This window comes from Pseudomonas sp. MYb185, assembly GCF_002979975.1.
In the GTDB taxonomy this organism is placed as follows: Bacteria; Pseudomonadota; Gammaproteobacteria; order Pseudomonadales; family Pseudomonadaceae; genus Halopseudomonas.
In genome coordinates this window covers 23720-39596 of sequence record NZ_PCQD01000017.1, presented here as the reverse complement: position 1 = coordinate 39596, position 15877 = coordinate 23720, and the positions used below count along the sequence as shown (strand labels likewise).

The 15877-nt window shown below is 61.1% G+C and carries 14 protein-coding genes and 3 tRNA genes; 9 read left to right on the top strand and 8 right to left on the bottom strand.

The window, feature by feature from the left end:
- Window positions 1-83 precede the first annotated feature (83 nt).
- The 8 genes from CQ007_RS17605 (at window position 84) to CQ007_RS17570 (ending at window position 7017) form a co-directional block, all read left to right on the top strand.
- A complete protein-coding gene (locus CQ007_RS17605; protein ID WP_105647145.1) occupies window positions 84-2009 on the top strand; it encodes an acetate--CoA ligase in 1926 nt (641 codons plus the stop codon).
- Between the two features lie 98 nt (window positions 2010-2107).
- Window positions 2108-2758 carry a UvrY/SirA/GacA family response regulator transcription factor gene (gene uvrY / locus CQ007_RS17600; RefSeq protein ID WP_105647160.1) on the top strand — a complete coding sequence of 217 codons (651 nt, stop codon included), beginning with the start codon at window positions 2108-2110 and terminating at the stop codon, window positions 2756-2758.
- Window positions 2755-4584, top strand: coding sequence for an excinuclease ABC subunit UvrC (uvrC, locus tag CQ007_RS17595; protein WP_105647144.1), 1830 nt, complete (start codon window positions 2755-2757; stop codon window positions 4582-4584). The genes uvrY and uvrC overlap by 4 nt, the downstream gene beginning before the upstream one ends.
- Before the next feature lie 31 nt (window positions 4585-4615).
- Window positions 4616-5188 carry a CDP-diacylglycerol--glycerol-3-phosphate 3-phosphatidyltransferase gene (pgsA, locus tag CQ007_RS17590; RefSeq protein ID WP_105647143.1) on the top strand — a complete coding sequence of 191 codons (573 nt, stop codon included), beginning with the start codon at window positions 4616-4618 and terminating at the stop codon, window positions 5186-5188.
- 61 nt (window positions 5189-5249) lie between these two features.
- Window positions 5250-5325 (top strand) — tRNA-Gly (locus CQ007_RS17585).
- 41 nt (window positions 5326-5366) lie between these two features.
- Window positions 5367-5440 (top strand) — tRNA-Cys (locus CQ007_RS17580).
- Window positions 5441-5630: 190 nt separating this feature from the next.
- Window positions 5631-6500 carry a DMT family transporter gene (locus CQ007_RS17575; RefSeq protein WP_105647142.1) on the top strand — a complete coding sequence of 290 codons (870 nt, stop codon included), beginning with the start codon at window positions 5631-5633 and terminating at the stop codon, window positions 6498-6500.
- 103 nt (window positions 6501-6603) lie between these two features.
- Complete coding sequence (locus CQ007_RS17570) at window positions 6604-7017, top strand: DoxX family protein (RefSeq protein WP_105647141.1); 414 nt, start codon at window positions 6604-6606, stop codon at window positions 7015-7017.
- 115 nt (window positions 7018-7132) lie between these two features.
- Here CQ007_RS17570 and CQ007_RS17565 read toward each other — a convergent pair.
- Window positions 7133-7219: transfer RNA gene (locus tag CQ007_RS17565), tRNA-Leu, on the bottom strand.
- Between the two features lie 198 nt (window positions 7220-7417).
- Here CQ007_RS17565 and CQ007_RS18980 point away from each other — a divergent pair.
- Window positions 7418-7669, top strand: a complete 252-nt coding sequence (locus CQ007_RS18980) for a hypothetical protein (RefSeq protein WP_158256801.1) — start codon at window positions 7418-7420, stop codon at window positions 7667-7669.
- Between the two features lie 22 nt (window positions 7670-7691).
- Here the strand turns inward: CQ007_RS18980 and CQ007_RS17555 are convergent, their stop codons facing one another.
- The 7 genes from CQ007_RS17555 to nuoJ form a co-directional block, all read right to left on the bottom strand.
- Window positions 7692-9608 carry a DUF4105 domain-containing protein gene (locus tag CQ007_RS17555; protein WP_105647159.1) on the bottom strand — a complete coding sequence of 639 codons (1917 nt, stop codon included), beginning with the start codon at window positions 9606-9608 and terminating at the stop codon, window positions 7692-7694.
- A gap of 97 nt (window positions 9609-9705) precedes the next feature.
- A complete protein-coding gene (locus tag CQ007_RS17550; RefSeq protein WP_105647140.1) occupies window positions 9706-10017 on the bottom strand; it encodes a DUF2388 domain-containing protein in 312 nt (103 codons plus the stop codon).
- A gap of 143 nt (window positions 10018-10160) precedes the next feature.
- Window positions 10161-11618: an NADH-quinone oxidoreductase subunit NuoN gene (gene nuoN / locus CQ007_RS17545; RefSeq protein ID WP_105647139.1), complete on the bottom strand. Its 1458-nt coding sequence runs from the start codon at window positions 11616-11618 to the stop codon at window positions 10161-10163.
- 22 nt (window positions 11619-11640) lie between these two features.
- On the bottom strand, window positions 11641-13170 hold the full coding sequence (gene nuoM / locus CQ007_RS17540) for an NADH-quinone oxidoreductase subunit M (RefSeq protein WP_105647138.1): 1530 nt from the start codon (window positions 13168-13170) through the stop codon (window positions 11641-11643).
- Window positions 13171-13201: 31 nt separating this feature from the next.
- The gene (gene nuoL, locus CQ007_RS17535) at window positions 13202-15055 is read right to left on the bottom strand and encodes an NADH-quinone oxidoreductase subunit L (RefSeq protein WP_105647137.1); all 1854 of its coding nucleotides are present in this window, start codon (window positions 15053-15055) and stop codon (window positions 13202-13204) included.
- Window positions 15052-15360: an NADH-quinone oxidoreductase subunit NuoK gene (gene nuoK / locus CQ007_RS17530; protein WP_105647136.1), complete on the bottom strand. Its 309-nt coding sequence runs from the start codon at window positions 15358-15360 to the stop codon at window positions 15052-15054. The genes nuoL and nuoK overlap by 4 nt, the downstream gene beginning before the upstream one ends.
- Window positions 15357-15863, bottom strand: a complete 507-nt coding sequence (gene nuoJ, locus CQ007_RS17525; protein ID WP_105647135.1) for an NADH-quinone oxidoreductase subunit J — start codon at window positions 15861-15863, stop codon at window positions 15357-15359. Before nuoJ ends, nuoK begins: the two co-directional genes overlap by 4 nt.
- Window positions 15864-15877: the final 14 nt, after the last annotated feature.

Sequence of the window (15877 nt, the reverse complement as noted above, 5' to 3'; positions counted from 1 at the left end):
AGGAGCCGCGGCCCCGACATAAGTCTAGTTTTGTTTGAATACGGTTGGACTAGTCTGGGGGTATAACAAAAAAGGAGTCCAGCATGTCCACTTCGTCGACCTATCAGCATGCCTGGCAACAGGCTGCCTGCGATCCCGATCAGTTCTGGGCCGAGCAAGCCGTCCAGCTCAAATGGCACACCGCGCCAACCGTCACCAGCAGGCCCTCTGCCACCGCTGATGGCCTGGTCGAATGGTTTCCTGATGGCAAGTTGAACACCGCCTGGCTGGCGCTCGATGCCCATATCGAAGACGGTCGTGGCGAGCAGACCGCGATCATCTACGACTCGCCGGTGACGGCGAGCAAGGCGCGTATCAGCTACAGCGAACTGCACCATCAGGTCAGCCAGTGTGCCGGTATGCTGCGTGACTTGCAGGTACAGCAGGGCGATAGGGTAATCATCTACATGCCCATGGTGCCCCAGGCCATCGTTGCGATGCTCGCCTGCGCACGCATCGGGGCGGTGCACTGCGTGGTATTTGGCGGCTTCGCCGCCAATGAACTGGCAGTGCGCATCGACGATGCCCAGGCCGATATCATCCTGACCGCCTCATGCGGCATCGAGATCGACCGGATAATTGAATACAAGCCGCTGGTCGACCAGGCTATCGCCCGGGCCACGCACCAGGTGCGCCATTGCGTGGTGCTGCAGCGCCCGCAGGCTGTCGCCGCCATGCAAGCGGGACGGGATCTGGACTGGCAGGAGCAGGTGGACCGTGCCAAGCCCGCCGAAGCGGTACCCGTTGCCGCTACCCACCCACTGTATATCCTGTATACCTCGGGCACTACCGGCAAACCCAAGGGCGTGGTGCGTGATCATGGCGGCCACGCCGTGGCCATGCGTTACAGCATGAATGCGGTGTATGGCATGCAGCCGGGCGAGGTGTTCTGGGCTGCGTCGGATGTCGGCTGGGTGGTTGGCCATTCCTATATTGTCTATGGACCGCTGCTGAGCGGCTGCACCACGGTGATGTTCGAAGGCAAGCCGGTACGCACCCCGGATGCCGGTGCAGTATGGCGAGTCTGTGCCGAGTACGGGGTCAAGGCCCTGTTCACTGCGCCCACCGCCTTCCGCGCCATACGCAAGGAAGACCCACAGGCAGCCCTGGCCAGGCAATATGACCTGCGCCGGCTGGAGCGCCTGTATCTGGCCGGTGAGCGCCTCGATCCGCCTACCTGGACCTGGCTCCAGGAGCATATTCAGCGGCCGGTACTGGACCATTGGTGGCAGACCGAAACCGGTTGGGCGATTGCAGCCAATCCGGTGGGCTATGGGCTCGAGCAGGTGCGCCCCGGCTCGGCGACCTTCCCGTTGCCCGGCTATCTGCTGGATATTCTCGATGATGAAGCACGGCCAGTGACAGCGGGCAATCAGGGCAATATCGTCATCCGCCTGCCGCTGCCGCCGGGGTGCCTGACCTCCATCTGGGGCAACCCCGAGCGCCTGCGTGCCGGCTATCTGAGTCAGTTTCCCGGTTATTACCAGACGGGGGATGCGGGTTATGTGGATGCGGACGGCTACGTCTTCATCATGGGGCGCACCGACGATATCATCAACGTCGCAGGCCACCGCCTGTCCACCGGGGAGATGGAGGAGGTCATAGGTTCCCACCCAGCGGTGGCCGAGTGTGCGGTCATCGGGGTGCCTGACGCCATCAAGGGTGAATTGCCGATGGGCTTGGTTGTGCTGAAGAACGATGCCGTCGCGCAGTTGGACCAATTGAACGAGCAGTTGTCGGCATTGCTGCGCGAGGAGATCGGCGCTCTGGCCTGTTACCAGCGGACCCTGATCGTCACTCGCTTGCCAAAGACGCGCTCCGGCAAGATTCTGCGGCGCATCCTGCGGCAGATGGTGCGCGGCGAGGCCTGGGTGGTTCCTTCGACCATCGAAGACCCTGGCTGCCTGGACGAATTGGCAGCGCTACTGGAGGAGCCAGCAGGTGCGAGGTGCGTCGCACATAAAATGTGATAGATTCCACAAAAACCACCGATTTGCTATCGTGACGCCATTGCGAGATGTTGCAGGCTGTATTCTATTGCCCGTTGTGCTCACGAAAGGGGTTGGAATTGATCAAGGTATTGGTGGTTGACGACCATGATCTGGTGCGTATGGGTATCACCCGCATGCTCAGTGATGTGCCGGGTCTGTCGATTGTCGGCGAAGCGGACAGCGGCGAATCAGCCATCACCCAGGCCCGGGCGTTGAAGCCGGATGTTGTTCTGATGGATGTGCGTATGCCCGGCATCGGTGGCCTCGAAGCAACGCGCAAGTTGCTGCAGCATGACCGCAGCATCCGCGTCATCGCCGTGACGGTCTGTGACGAGGAGCCTTTCCCGACTCGGCTGATGCAGGCTGGAGCAGTGGGCTACGTCACCAAGGGAGCAGCGCTGGAAGAAATGGTCAGCGCCATCCGCAAGGTCGCCGCCGGTCAGCGCCACATCAGTCCGGATATCGCCCAGCTACTGCTGGCGCGGATGTATGAACCAGGCAATGCCGGCCCCTTCGATGCCCTGTCGGAGCGGGAAATGCAGATTGCATTGATGATCGTCGGCTGTGAAAAGGTACAGGGCATTTCCGAAAAGCTGCATCTCAGTCCCAAGACAGTGAACACCTATCGATACCGTATCTTCGAGAAGCTCGGCATTACCAGTGATGTCGAGCTCACCCTGCTGGCAGTGCGTCATGGCATGATCGACGCCTCCCTAGATCAGGTATGAACGCAACGCATTTTGACGCTTCCGCCTTCCTGTCTGCCGTTACCGCCAAACCCGGTGTCTACCGGATGTTTGATGCCAAGGGTGACCTGCTGTATGTCGGTAAGGCGAACAACCTCAAGAAGCGACTGTCCAGCTACTTCCGCAAATCCGGCCTGAGTCCAAAGACCGCGGCACTGGTGGCGCGTATCCAGCATATAGATACCACCATCACCGCCAACGAGACCGAAGCGCTGCTGCTCGAGCAGAGCCTGATCAAGGTATCGCGACCACCCTACAACATCCTTCTGCGGGACGATAAGTCCTATCCCTACGTGTATCTCTCCAGTCTCGATGCCTACCCAAGGTTGGGTTTGCACCGGGGCTCGAAGAAGGCCAAGGGGCGCTATTTCGGCCCATACCCCAGCGCTGGCGCGATTCGTGAAAGTCTGGGACTGCTGCAGAAGACCTTCAAGGTCCGCCAGTGCGAGGACAGTTATTTTCGCAACCGCACCCGGCCTTGCCTGCAATATCAGATCAAGCGTTGCAAGGCGCCCTGCGTCGGCTTCGTCAGCGAAGAGGAGTACGCCGAGGACGTGCGCCATTCGGTCATGTTCCTCGAAGGGCGCAGCAATGCCCTGACCGACGAGCTGAACCAGGCGATGGAGACGGCAGCACAGAATCTGGAGTTCGAGCGTGCAGCGGAGCTGCGCGATCAGATCAGTCAACTGCGCCGGGTGCAGGACCAGCAGAACATCGATACCGAATACGGCAACGTGGATATTGTCGCCGCCGCAGTACTGCCCGGTGGCGCTTGTGTGCACGTGATCATGGTCAGGCAGGGCAGGGTGCTGGGCAGTCGTAACCATTTTCCACGGGTGCCGATCGAGCAGAGCCCCGGCGAGGTGCTGGCCGCCTTCCTGCCGCAATACTACCTGGGCGGTGCCGAGCGGGAACTGCCCGGCGAGATCATCGTCAATGCCGTGCATGACGACCTGCCGGTCATCGCTGATGCACTCGCGCAGGCACGTGGTTTTTCGGTGAGTTTCAGTCACAAGGTGCGTGGCACGCGCAGCCGCTGGCAGAGCATGGCGGTCACCAATGCCGAACAGGCGCTGGCCTCCATGCTCAGCAACCGACAGAACGTACAGGCACGCTTCGAGGCGCTGCAGGAGGCATTGGGGCTTGAGGAAATGCCTACGCGGCTGGAGTGCTACGACATCAGCCATACCAGTGGCGAGTCCACGGTGGCCTCCTGCGTGGTATTCGGCCCGGAAGGCCCCTTGAAAAGCGACTACCGCCGATACAACATCGAAGGGGTGACCGCTGGCGATGACTATGCGGCAATGCACCAGGCGCTGATGCGGCGCTTCACCAAACTGCGTGACGGTGAAGGCAAGATGCCGGACATTCTCCTGGTCGACGGTGGCAAGGGGCAGATGAAGATGGCCCGCGAGGTGTTGCAGGAGCTGGCCATCCATGACCTGACGCTGCTTGGCGTAGCCAAGGGCGTCACCCGCAAGGCGGGACTGGAAACCCTGTATCTCAACGATCCGCACAACGAACTGGTGCTGCCCGGCCACTCACCGGCACTGCACCTGATCCAGCATATCCGTGACGAGGCGCACCGCTTCGCCATTACCGGCCATCGCCAGCGCCGGGGCAAGACACGCAACACCTCGACCCTGGAAGGCATAGACGGCGTCGGCCCGAAGCGCCGCAGGGAGCTGCTCAAGCACTTCGGCGGCCTCCAGGAACTGACCCGCGCCAGTGGCGCGGAAATCGCCAAAGTACCCGGCATCAGCAAAAAACTGGCGGAACAGATTTATACTGCTCTGCATAGCGACTAGAATGCTGACAAAACCCGTTCCCAGAGACGTCATGAACATTCCCAATATCCTTACCCTGATGCGGGTCGCGCTGATCCCCATCTTCATCCTGCTGTACTACCTGCCTTTTCACTGGAGCTATCTCGCCGCCGCCGTGGTGTTTACCCTGGCCAGCATCACCGACTGGCTGGATGGCTACCTGGCACGTAAATGGGAGCAGAGTACGCCCTTCGGCGCCTTTCTCGATCCCGTAGCCGATAAACTGATGGTTGCCGTGGCACTGATCCTGCTGGTTCAGAGCCATGGCAACTTCTGGGTCACCGCTCCGGCAGTCGTCATCATCGGACGCGAGATCGTGATTTCCGCGTTGCGCGAATGGATGGCCGAGATCGGTGCCCGCTCGCAGGTGGCAGTGTCGAACCTGGGCAAGTACAAGACCACCGCGCAGATGGTGGCGCTGGTGGTGCTGCTGGCCAATCCCGCAGTACCGATGGGCAGCTGGGTCATTCTGGGCTATGTACTGCTGATGATTTCCGCCGTACTGACCCTGTGGTCCATGGTGGTATATCTGCGCGCTGCCTGGCCGCATCTGCGCCCTGACGCCGGCGAAGAAAATAATAGATAAACTTTTCGAATCAATGACTTGACAGGGCGCCGCAGCACGATAGAATAGGCGCCGTTCCAAAGCGGGAATAGCTCAGTTGGTAGAGCACGACCTTGCCAAGGTCGGGGTCGCGAGTTCGAGTCTCGTTTCCCGCTCCAATTTCGTTGTGCTGCGTTCGCGGCTCAACAGCCCAGTTAGAGGCCGGGTGGCAGAGTGGTCATGCAGCGGATTGCAAATCCGTGAACGCCGGTTCGATTCCGACCTCGGCCTCCAGTATTAAATCCCTGCAGACCTCCAGGTCTGCAGGGATTTTTGCTTTCCGGGTTCGGTCGATCATTTGCCTATTCGTAATTCTCCAGAAAGAAATAATCCCTAGCACCTTTATGGCCTCTGCCCCATGGTTGCCCATGCAAAGCTCAATCGCAGGCCTTAAGCTGCTGCCTATCATACCGGTGTTCCTTCCTTGAATAACTCACATCAGCCGTTGCTCGGCGCCCTGTTGATTCTGGCGGCAGGGCTGTTATTGGCCATTAATGATGGTCTGTCAAAATACCTGACGCAGCTGTATCCCGTCATACTTGTTGTGTGGGTGCGCTATCTGGTGCAGACGGTACTGATGGTGGCGCTTTTTACGCCACGCATGGGGCGCCGCGTGTTCGTTACCCTGCGCCCCTGGCCACAATTGCTACGCGGGGTGAGTCTCGTTGCGGTGAGCATTCTGTTCATTAGTGGCCTGCGCTACATTCCTCTGGCCGAAGCGACAGCGGTGATTTTTTTGGCACCGCTAATGGTGACTGTGGCGTCGGCGCTGCTCGGGGAGCATATCAATCGCAGCCAATGGGCTGCGGTGGTTTTCAGTCTGCTGGGTGTGATGCTTATCGTCCGCCCCGGCAGTTCCTTGTTTACTCCGGCGATACTGTTGCCGTTTGGTGCTGCACTGTCGTTCACGGTTTACCAATTACTTACCCGCCGTCTTGCCGGTACCGATCACCCGGTGACCAGCAATTTCCTCGCAAGTCTGGTGGGAGCAACGGTACTGAGCGTTCTGGTGATCTTCAACTGGCGCACGCCTACCGTAACGGACGTAGGGTTAATGGTCGGCCTTGGATGCGTAACAACGCTGGGTCATCTGTTACTGACCAATGCGTATCGCTTTGCCAGCGCGGCAACCTTGGCCCCCTTTACCTATGGCCAGATCGTCTTTGCAGGGCTTGTCGGCTTCATCGCCTTCGATCAAGCACCTGACCTTGGTGCGATGCTCGGCATCGGCATGATCATCGCCAGCGGGCTCGGCATTGCCTATATGCAGGGTAGGTCGAGCCCGTTTAAATAGGGGGCTGCGGGGCTTTTTGCTTCTGGGTTAGGGCGACTCTTCCGGGCTGGTGCAGCGTACATTGTGAGCTAATCTCAATGGAAACTCCCTGAAGGTGCATACCATGAGATATACCCTGCTCGGCAATCAGCGCAATGAAGTCATTCTACTGGCCCGTATTCTGCTGATGGTGCTGTTCCTTCTCTCGGGCTGGCCCAAACTGACGGGGTTCAGCGGTACCGTCGCCTATATGGCCTCTCTGGGCGCACCGCTGCCCGCTGTGGCCGCGGCTGTCGCGGTGGTCATGGAGATCCTGGCCGCGATACTGCTGATCATCGGTTTCTATACGCGGCCTGTTGCCTTGCTTTACGCACTGTTCGTGCTGGGTACCGCATTGATCGGGCACCAGTACTGGACGATGGTTGATCCGGAGAGAGGCGCGAACATGACCCAGTTCTTCAAGAACATCAGCATTGTTGGCGGGCTATTGCTGCTGGTGGTGACTGGGCCGGGCAAGTACTCGGTCGACGGCCGCTAAGCTCAAGTCAATACAGAGGATATTGTCCCAACGGGAAGGCTGGTGCAGGAAAGAGGGGGCACAAGTTCCGGCTTGTCGAACTTGTGAGATACGAATGATGAATCGCTGATCTAAATGGTGCCCGGAGCCGGAATCGAACCGGCACGGTGTTGCCACCGAGGGATTTTAAGTCCCTTGCGTCTACCAGTTTCGCCATCCGGGCTGGCTGGCACCTAAAACTTGAAAATGGCCTGCATGATGGAACTGAATCCGACCATAATTCCAAGAGATTCAGAATGTTACACACATCATATCGCCGGAACAAGAACTTTCTACTGACGAAGCAGACTGCCAATCTGAACCATCATCCCGGCGCCACCTCCAATCAAGAGAGCCATTCAGGTTCTCCAGGAGGTCAGTCATGAGTATCGATCCACTTGATCGCCCGCAAGGGCCGCATGATCCGGTGCCGGGGCAGGATCCCGGCCAGGGACCCAATCCAGGCACGCCTCCGGAACCTTCACCCACGGAGCCACCGGGACCGGATGAGGTGCCGCAGCAGGCGCCGGAGGAAGCGCCGGATATGGTGCCGCGGCCCAGGGCGCAGCCGCCGGGAACCATACCGAAAGGGCATGATGAACCGGACATCCCCGATAGAAGCGACCCGCTTTGAATGGTGCCGCCAATCCAGCTATTCAGGGCAGTTGAATCCCACCGGCTTCTTCATGCAACCGCCGCAATTGCTGGGCCAGTAGACTGATGTTGTCGCTCGTGGCGTCCAGTTGCTGGCGCTGTTGCGGATTGATCAGTGCTAGCAGGCGCTGCTCCACATCATCGGCTGTGGCCAGCAGCGCCTGCTGTCTGGCACCGGCGAGCTCGAGAAAACGCTGCGATTCCTGCGGCTGTGGCAGGCCGTAGCCTTCGCTCAACAGCTCCCCGGGACGGCTCAGAAAGCTGCTGGCGCTCATCAATCCCTGTGCCAGTTGGGCGACTTCGGTGAGCTCCGGTGGGGCATCTGCAGACAGGAACCGTTGCTTGAGATCCTGCTGAATCAGCAGCATCTGGCGACGCCGAATGGCTTCTTCCAGCACCAGCAGGGCTGCGGTGGATCGGGTGTCTGCGCTGGCGAACCAGCTCTGCCGCTGCTCGGCGGGGCTGGCCAGCCAGTCCTCGATATGTTCAGTGGGTATCTGCAGGTTGCTGCGGATTACCTCGAACATATGCTGGTAGCGTTCCCGGTGGGAGTCGAAATAGTAACCCTGGCGCAGCGCTGCCTGACGGTCCTGCAACGGCTGCAGATCCGCCAGCCCGCGCGCGTGGAGAACCTCAAGCAGGCCGTTGGGGGTAAGGCTGTCCAAGTCGTGCAACTGGGGAAGGGCGCTGCCGCTGCGTAGCAGCTTCAGCGTTTCCACGGCGCAGTTGTTGCTGATGAAGTAATAGGTGCCGTCATAGCTCCAGTGCAGGGCGGCAGCCTGTTGGGCCAGTTGGCGGCGCGCCTGTTCGTCCAGTCGCAGCGGTACCGAGCTGAGGCTGCGGAGTTCGAGCCGGGTATACTCGTCGACCACCTTCTGTAGCGGCAGCATGAACAGCCGTGAGGGGTAGTTGCCGATCAAGCCATCCCAGCTGGACAGTTGCAGGTCATCGACAAAGGCGCGGAAGGACAGCACCAGATGGTGGTCCAGGTCCAGCAGGCAGTCGGGGCCGGGCGTGCGGCCGGGCGCACAGATCACCAGCCGCAGCATGCTGTGGCCCCAGCGGCTGGCCCATTGCTCATTGGCTTCAGCCAGCAGGTAATGCACTGCATAGATGCGTTCCGGGTCCAGCCAGCCAAGGGCCGGGCGCTGTGCATCCAGGCCGGCATACAGGTATGGGACTTCGTTGGGACAATCTGCCGCCTGCGGCGGTGCCCAGCCGAAATGATCCGTGAAATAGGCATGCAGGGCCGGACGTCGACAGGAGTATTGCGGATCGAGCAGGAAGTACTCGAAATTGACCGCCAGGTATTCCCCGGGGCTGTGCAACTCGTAGTTGTCCGGGCTGCGGTAGGTCTGGTGATTGGTGGGCTCGCGCGCCCCCCGGCGCCCGATTTGTTGGGGCCAACCGGCCAGGTCGAGGAAACGCGGATCGTCGCTCAGGGTAAAGCGGCGCTCGGTCTGGCCGCGGCACTGCGAGGGCAGGCCGACCTCACCCTGGGTTCGATAACGGCTGCGGCATTGCTGCAAGAGCGAGCGCTGCTCAGTGTTCCAATGGCGGCCTCGGTCATACAGATGGGTGATCTCGTGTACCAGGGTGGCCAGCAACTCCTGGCGCAGGGTACCGTGTTGGCGCCCCTGCGGAAAACGGCCGTCACGCCCGGCGCTGAGGTCCGCCAGCCAGAGCCGGTTCAACTCCAGCGCGCCACCAGGGGTGGCTCGCCCGAACACCGGCTCTGATAGCCGCTCGCTCCAGCGCACCGGCACCCTGAGGTTCATCTGCTCCACCAGCGAGGGTGGCAAAAGCGCGGTAGCCTCAGCGAGCAGTGTCTGGCTGGCGCGTGCCTGGCTGGGAGTGAGCTTGCGCTGGTCCAGTACCAGCTGCAGCTCTGCCTGGGCGAGGGGGCTACCCAGCAGCATCCCGATACACAGCAGGCGGCCTGCAATGGACAGTACCCTACCCAAGCTGGTCGACCGCTGCAGCTATCGGATAACGGGCATTGACCTCAAACATGCATCACAGTGCGAGAATCGCCTCGGCCAGTTGCATGTCGGTTGCTTCCAGCTCGGGATTGGACTGGCGAATGTGCAGCAGGGCGGCTTCGAGGCGGGCACTGCGCAGGTGGCCATCGCTGCCGACGAAGCTGGCCGCATCCTCGCGGGCTTCCAGCACCACCTTGTTGTTGCCGGAAGTCGCATCACTGGTCGCGTCAATAGTGTTGACCAGGGACCCACCGATGGCATCGGTGGTGCCGATGAAGCTGCTGCCATGGGCGCTGCCGACGAGGGCCAGCAGACCAGTGGCGATGATCAGGGGAATGCGTTGCATGAGAGGTATCCTTTTTTCAGTTCTTCGGACGTCGCGAACCAGGCCCGCTGTCCAGATAGCGGATGGATCAAGTATTGACCGTACCGCGGGTAAAATCGATCCAGCAGATGAACAAGGTCCCGGCTTGCCGGGACCTTGTTCCGTTACAGGGTAGCAAGCGTAGCGTTCTGCACCAGCTCCAGCAACGGCTGCGGATACACGCCAAGGACGAATACCAACAGCGCCATCAGCAGCAGCATGATCCCACCTGCATGCTGCCCCCAGTTCAGCGGTGCGTCGCGACGGCGGATGCCCGGTTCGACCAGGAACATGGTGACCATGACCCGCAGATAGTAGTACAGGCCGATGGCGCTACCCAGCACCAGCGCGCCCAGCAGCCACCACAGCTGCGACTCGACACCCGCGGCGATGATATAGAACTTGCCGATGAAGCCCGCTGTCAGCGGGATGCCCGCCAGCGACAGCATCATCACCGCGAGTACCGCGGTCAGGTACGGACGGCGCCAGAACAGGCCACGATACTCGTACAGTGCGTCGGCATCGCGACCCTTGAACGGAGTGGACATCAGCGTGACCACACCGAACGCGCCGAGGGTGGTCAGTACATAGGTGGCCAGATATACCCCGATCGCCTCTGTAGCGAGGCCGCCGCTGGCGATAAGGGCAATCACCAGATAGCCGAAGTGGGCAATCGACGAGTAACCCAGCAGGCGCTTGAGGTTGCTCTGCATCAGCGCCAGCAGGTTGCCGAACAGGATCGAGGCGATGGCGATGACGGTCAGCAATTCATTCAGCCAGCCACCGCTGGTGGCCGGAGATACCTGATACAGGCGCAGCAACACGGCAAACACGGCGACCTTGGCAGCGGTGGCGAGGAATGCCGATACCGGTGCCGGAGCACCCTCATAGACGTCCGGCGTCCACAGGTGGAAGGGCACCAGCGACAGCTTGAAGGCCAGCCCGATCAGCATCATGCCGAAGCCGATCTGCAGGATCGGGGTGACGGCGATCGCACCCAGGGCGGCGAACTCCAGACTGCCGGATTCGGCATAGGCCAGGGCCATGCCGAACAGCAGGAAAGCCGAGCCAGCCGCCGACAGCACCATGTACTTGATGCCGGCTTCCAGTGAGCGCTTGTTGAAGAAGGCGTAGGCGACCATACCGTAGATCGGGACCGACAGCAGCTCCAGACCAATGAACAGCGTGGCCAGGTGTGAAGCGCTGACCATCACCAGCCCACCGGCAGCGGACAGCAGCATCAGCAGGTACATTTCCTCGCGATTGCCGGGAAACCCCTCACCGGTGTTGGTCTTGCCCAGATAGGCATGGACCAGGGTCGCACAGGCCAGGGTTGCAACCAGGATGATGCCCATGTACAGCAGCGCGAAGCGGTCCACCTGCATCAAGGCAGTCACTTGCAGCGGCGCTACCTGCAGCGCCGGGATCAGTGACAGCAGGGCCAGGTTCAAGCCCAGCGCGGTCAGTACGAAGGTCAGGTCATGCTTGCGCCGCCAGGAGATGGCCAGCGTGACCACAATGGCCGTGATACCGACAATCAGCAGCGGCAGCAGGGCGACGAAGTGGGACAGGGTATATTGCATAGCGTCATTTTCCATCAAGCTGCTACCGGGCCGGAACGAGGTTGGAGAGAGCGTCGCTGAGCCAGTGCTGCACACCGCTCATGCTTGCCGCAGAAGTATCCAGCACCGGTTGCGGGTACAGCCCGAGCCCTACCAGCAGTACCACCAGCGACAGCACCATGAGCAATTCGCGGCGATCCAGCCCGCGCAATGCTTCGCCGGAGCGTTCAGCCCCGAAATAGGCGCGATGGATCATGATCAGCGAATAGGCCGAGGCCAGTACCAGGCCGAAGGTGGCGATGACCACGACCCAGGGGTTGTTGGCGAAGCTGCCGAACAGGATCAGGAACTCACCGACGAAGTTACCGGTGCCCGGCATGCCCAGCGAGGCAATGGCGAAGAACATGCTCAGCGCCGGCAGGTACGGCAGGCGCGCCCAGAGCCCGCCCATCTCGCGCATGTCGCGGGTATGGATGCGCTCGTACAGCTGGCCGCAGAGGATGAACAGCGCCGCCGCCGACAGGCCGTGGGCGACCATCTGCACCACCGCGCCCTGCAGGGCCAGATGGGTACTGGCATAGATGCCGATCAGCACGAAGCCCATGTGCGAGATGCTGGAATAGGCCACCAGGCGCTTGATATCGGTCTGGGCGAAGGACAGGATCGCCCCGTAGAAGATACCGATCAGGCCCAGGGTCATGGCAATCGGTGCAAACTCCACCGAGGCGTTGGGAAACAGCGGCAGGGCGAAGCGCAGCATGCCGTAGGCGGCGGTCTTCAGCAGGATACCTGCCAGGTCCACCGAGCCCGCGGTCGGCGCCTGGGCGTGGGCGTCGGGCAGCCAGGAGTGCAGCGGTACGATGGGGAACTTCACCGCGAAGGCAATGAAGAAGCCGAGCATCAGGATATATTCCACCCCCGGCGGCATCTCGAGTCCGAGCAACTGGTCATAGGCGAAGGTGAGCACACCGGTCTGGTTGAAGTTCACCAGCACCAGGCCGAGAATCGCCACCAGCATGATCAGACCGCTGGCCTGGGTGAAGATGAAGAACTTGGTGGCGGCATTGATACGGGTCTTCTTGCCTTCGCCGCTGTGCCCCCAGAGCGCGATGAGGAAGTACATCGGCACCAGCATCATTTCCCAGAAGAAGAAGAACAGGAACAGGTCCATGGCCAGGAACACACCGGCCACGCCGCCGAGAATCCACATCAGGTTGAGGTGGAAGAAACCGATGCGATGCTGGATCTCGTTCCACGAGCACAGCACCGACAGCACACCCAGGATACCGGTGAGGATCAGCATCAGCAGCGACAGACCATCCAGCGCCAGGTGCAGGTTGATACCGAAGCGCTCGATCCAGACGTGCTTGAACTCCAGCGTCCAGACCGGTACACCATCGGTCACACCAGCCAGTGAATAGTCGGCACTGACCCAGAGCCAGAGGCTAAGGACCAGCACCAGACCCATGGTCAGCAATGCCAGCCAGCGGGGCAGGGCGCTGCTGAAGCGTTCGGCTTGCCAGCACAACAGGCCGCCGATGAAGGGAATCAGGACCAGCCAGGGCAGAATCATGACGGGATCATTTCCTTGCGTAAATTCATAATCAGACTGCCGACAGCAGCAACATGCCGATCACCAGGACGGCACCACCAGCAATGGACACCGCATACCAGCGGATATGGCCATTCTCGCTGCGGCTGAGCAGCGCATGGCCGCCCCGCGCCAGCAGCGGCACAATGCCGATGGTGCGATCCAGCGGGTCACGGGCCAGCACCCGGGTGAGCCACAGGTAGGGCTGCACGAACACCTTGTCATACAGCCAGTCGAAGCCCCAGGCGGCGTACCACCAGGCAGTCAGGAAGCGCCCCGGCGCACTGTTGCCGATCGCCTTGACCACGCTGCGGCGCCCCAGGTACAGCCAGGCTGCCAGCAGGATGCCCGCCACGGCGATAACCCCGGACAGCACCTCCAGACCGACACGGCCTTCGCCACCGGCGTGTCCGACGCTCTGCGGCAGTACGCCTGCCAGTGGCGGGGTGATCAACGCACCGATGAAGGTCGAAAGAATGATCAGCACGATCAGCGGCAGGTTGTGCGCCAGCCCTGTGCCCGGGTGGGCCTGGGTCTGCGCCTCGCCGTGGAACACCACGAAGATCAGCCGGAAGGTATAGATGGAGGTCAGGAAGGCGCCCAGCAGGCCGGCATACAGCAGCGCGCTGTTACCGCTGGCGAAGGCTTCCCAGAGGATTTCATCCTTGGAATAGAAACCGGCCGTCAGCAGTGGCAATGCCGCCAGCGCCGCACCGCCGACGATGAAGCTGGCGTAGGCAACCGGCAGTTTCTTCCACAACCCGCCCATGCGGAAGATGTTCTGCTCATGGTGGCAGGCATGGATCACCGAGCCGGAAGCGAGGAACAGCAGCGCCTTGAAGAACGCATGGGTCATCAGGTGGAAGATCGCCGCTTCCCAGGCGCCGACACCCAGCGCCAGGAACATGTAGCCAAGCTGGCTCATGGTCGAGTAGGCGAGGATACGCTTGATATCGGTCTGCACCAGGGCAGCGAAGCCGGCCAGCAGTAGGGTGGCGCCACCGACGATACCGACCAGCTGCAGGATGTCCGGCGTGAGCAGGAACAGGCCATGGGTACGGGCGATCAGGTAGACCCCGGCTGTGACCATGGTCGCCGCGTGGATCAGTGCCGAGACCGGTGTCGGGCCGGCCATGGCGTCAGCCAACCAGGTCTGCAATGGCAACTGCGCGGATTTACCCACGGCGCCACCGAGCAGCGACAAGGTCGCCAGGGTGATCCAGAAGTCGCCCTCGGCGAACATCTGCGGCGCCTGAACCAGCAGTTCCTGGATATTCAGCGTACCCAGTTGCACGAACAGGATGAACAGACCGAAGGCCATCAGCACGTCGCCCACCCGGGTAACCAGGAAAGCCTTGAGCGCAGCGTTGCCGTTCTTGCGTTCGGTATAGTAGAAGCCGATCAGCAGGTAACTGCACACGCCCACGCCTTCCCAACCCAGGTAGAGAAACAGCAGGTCATCGGCCAGTACCAGGCACAGCATGCTGGCGATGAACAGGTTGGTGTAGGCGAAGAAACGCGAATAACCGGCCTCGCCGCGCATGTACCAACTGGCGAACAGGTGAATGAGGAAACCGACGCCAGTCACCACGCCGAGCATGGTCAGCGACAGGCCATCCAGATACAGGGTCAGGCTGGGAGTGAAGTTGCCCACCGCCATCCATTGCCAGAGCACCTGGATATAGGCGCCATCCTGCAGCGCGCCGCTACTGAACAGCCAGATGATCCAGGCGCTGACCAGCGCTGAGAGACCCACCGAGCCGACACCGATCAGCGCCGAGAGGTTTTCCGACCAGCGCCCGCGGGAGAACGCCAGCAGCAGGAAGCCGATCAGCGGAAACAACAGGGTAAGAAATAGAAGGTTCATCCGCGCATCTCACTGGCAGCATCGATATCCAGGGTCCTGAAGCGGCGATACAGTTGCAGCAATATGGCCAGGCCGATACTCGCCTCGGCGGCTGCAAGGGTGATCACCATGATGAACATCACCTGGCCGTCGGGCTGCTCCCAGCGGGCTCCAGCCACGACGAAGGCCAGCGCGGCGGCATTCATCATGATCTCCAGGCTCATCAGCACATACAGAATGTTGCGGCGGATCATCAACCCGGCCAGGCCGAGGCTGAACAGCACGGCGGCCAAGGCCAGGCCGTGTTCCATGGGGACACCGTTCATGCCACCTCCTTGGCTTCGTGACGACCTATATGGAAGGCAGTGACCATGGCCGCCAGCAGCATCATCGCCGCCAGCTCGACGGCCAGGATGTAGGGGCCGAACAGGGCGATGCCGACCGCCTTGGCATCCACGGTGGCGCCGCTGATGGTGCCGGAGGAGGGCTGGCTGAACAGCACATAGAGCAACTGGGCCAGCAGCAGCGCGGACAGGATACCCGGTCCGATCCAGCCACGCGGGCTGAGCCACTGGCGTTCCTGGTTGCGGCTGTCACTACCGAGGTTGAGCATCATCACCACGAATACGAACAGCACCATGATGGCGCCGGCATAGACGATGATTTCCAGTACGCCGGCAAAGGGCGCACCGAGGGAGAAGAAGCACATGGACACCGCCAGCAGCGAGGTGACCAGATACAGCAGCGCGTGTACCGCGCGGGTATTGGTGATCACCATCAGCGTGGCCGCCACGGCCACTCCGGCGGAGAAGTAAAAGGCGAATTCCATCAGGTATTCCTCAC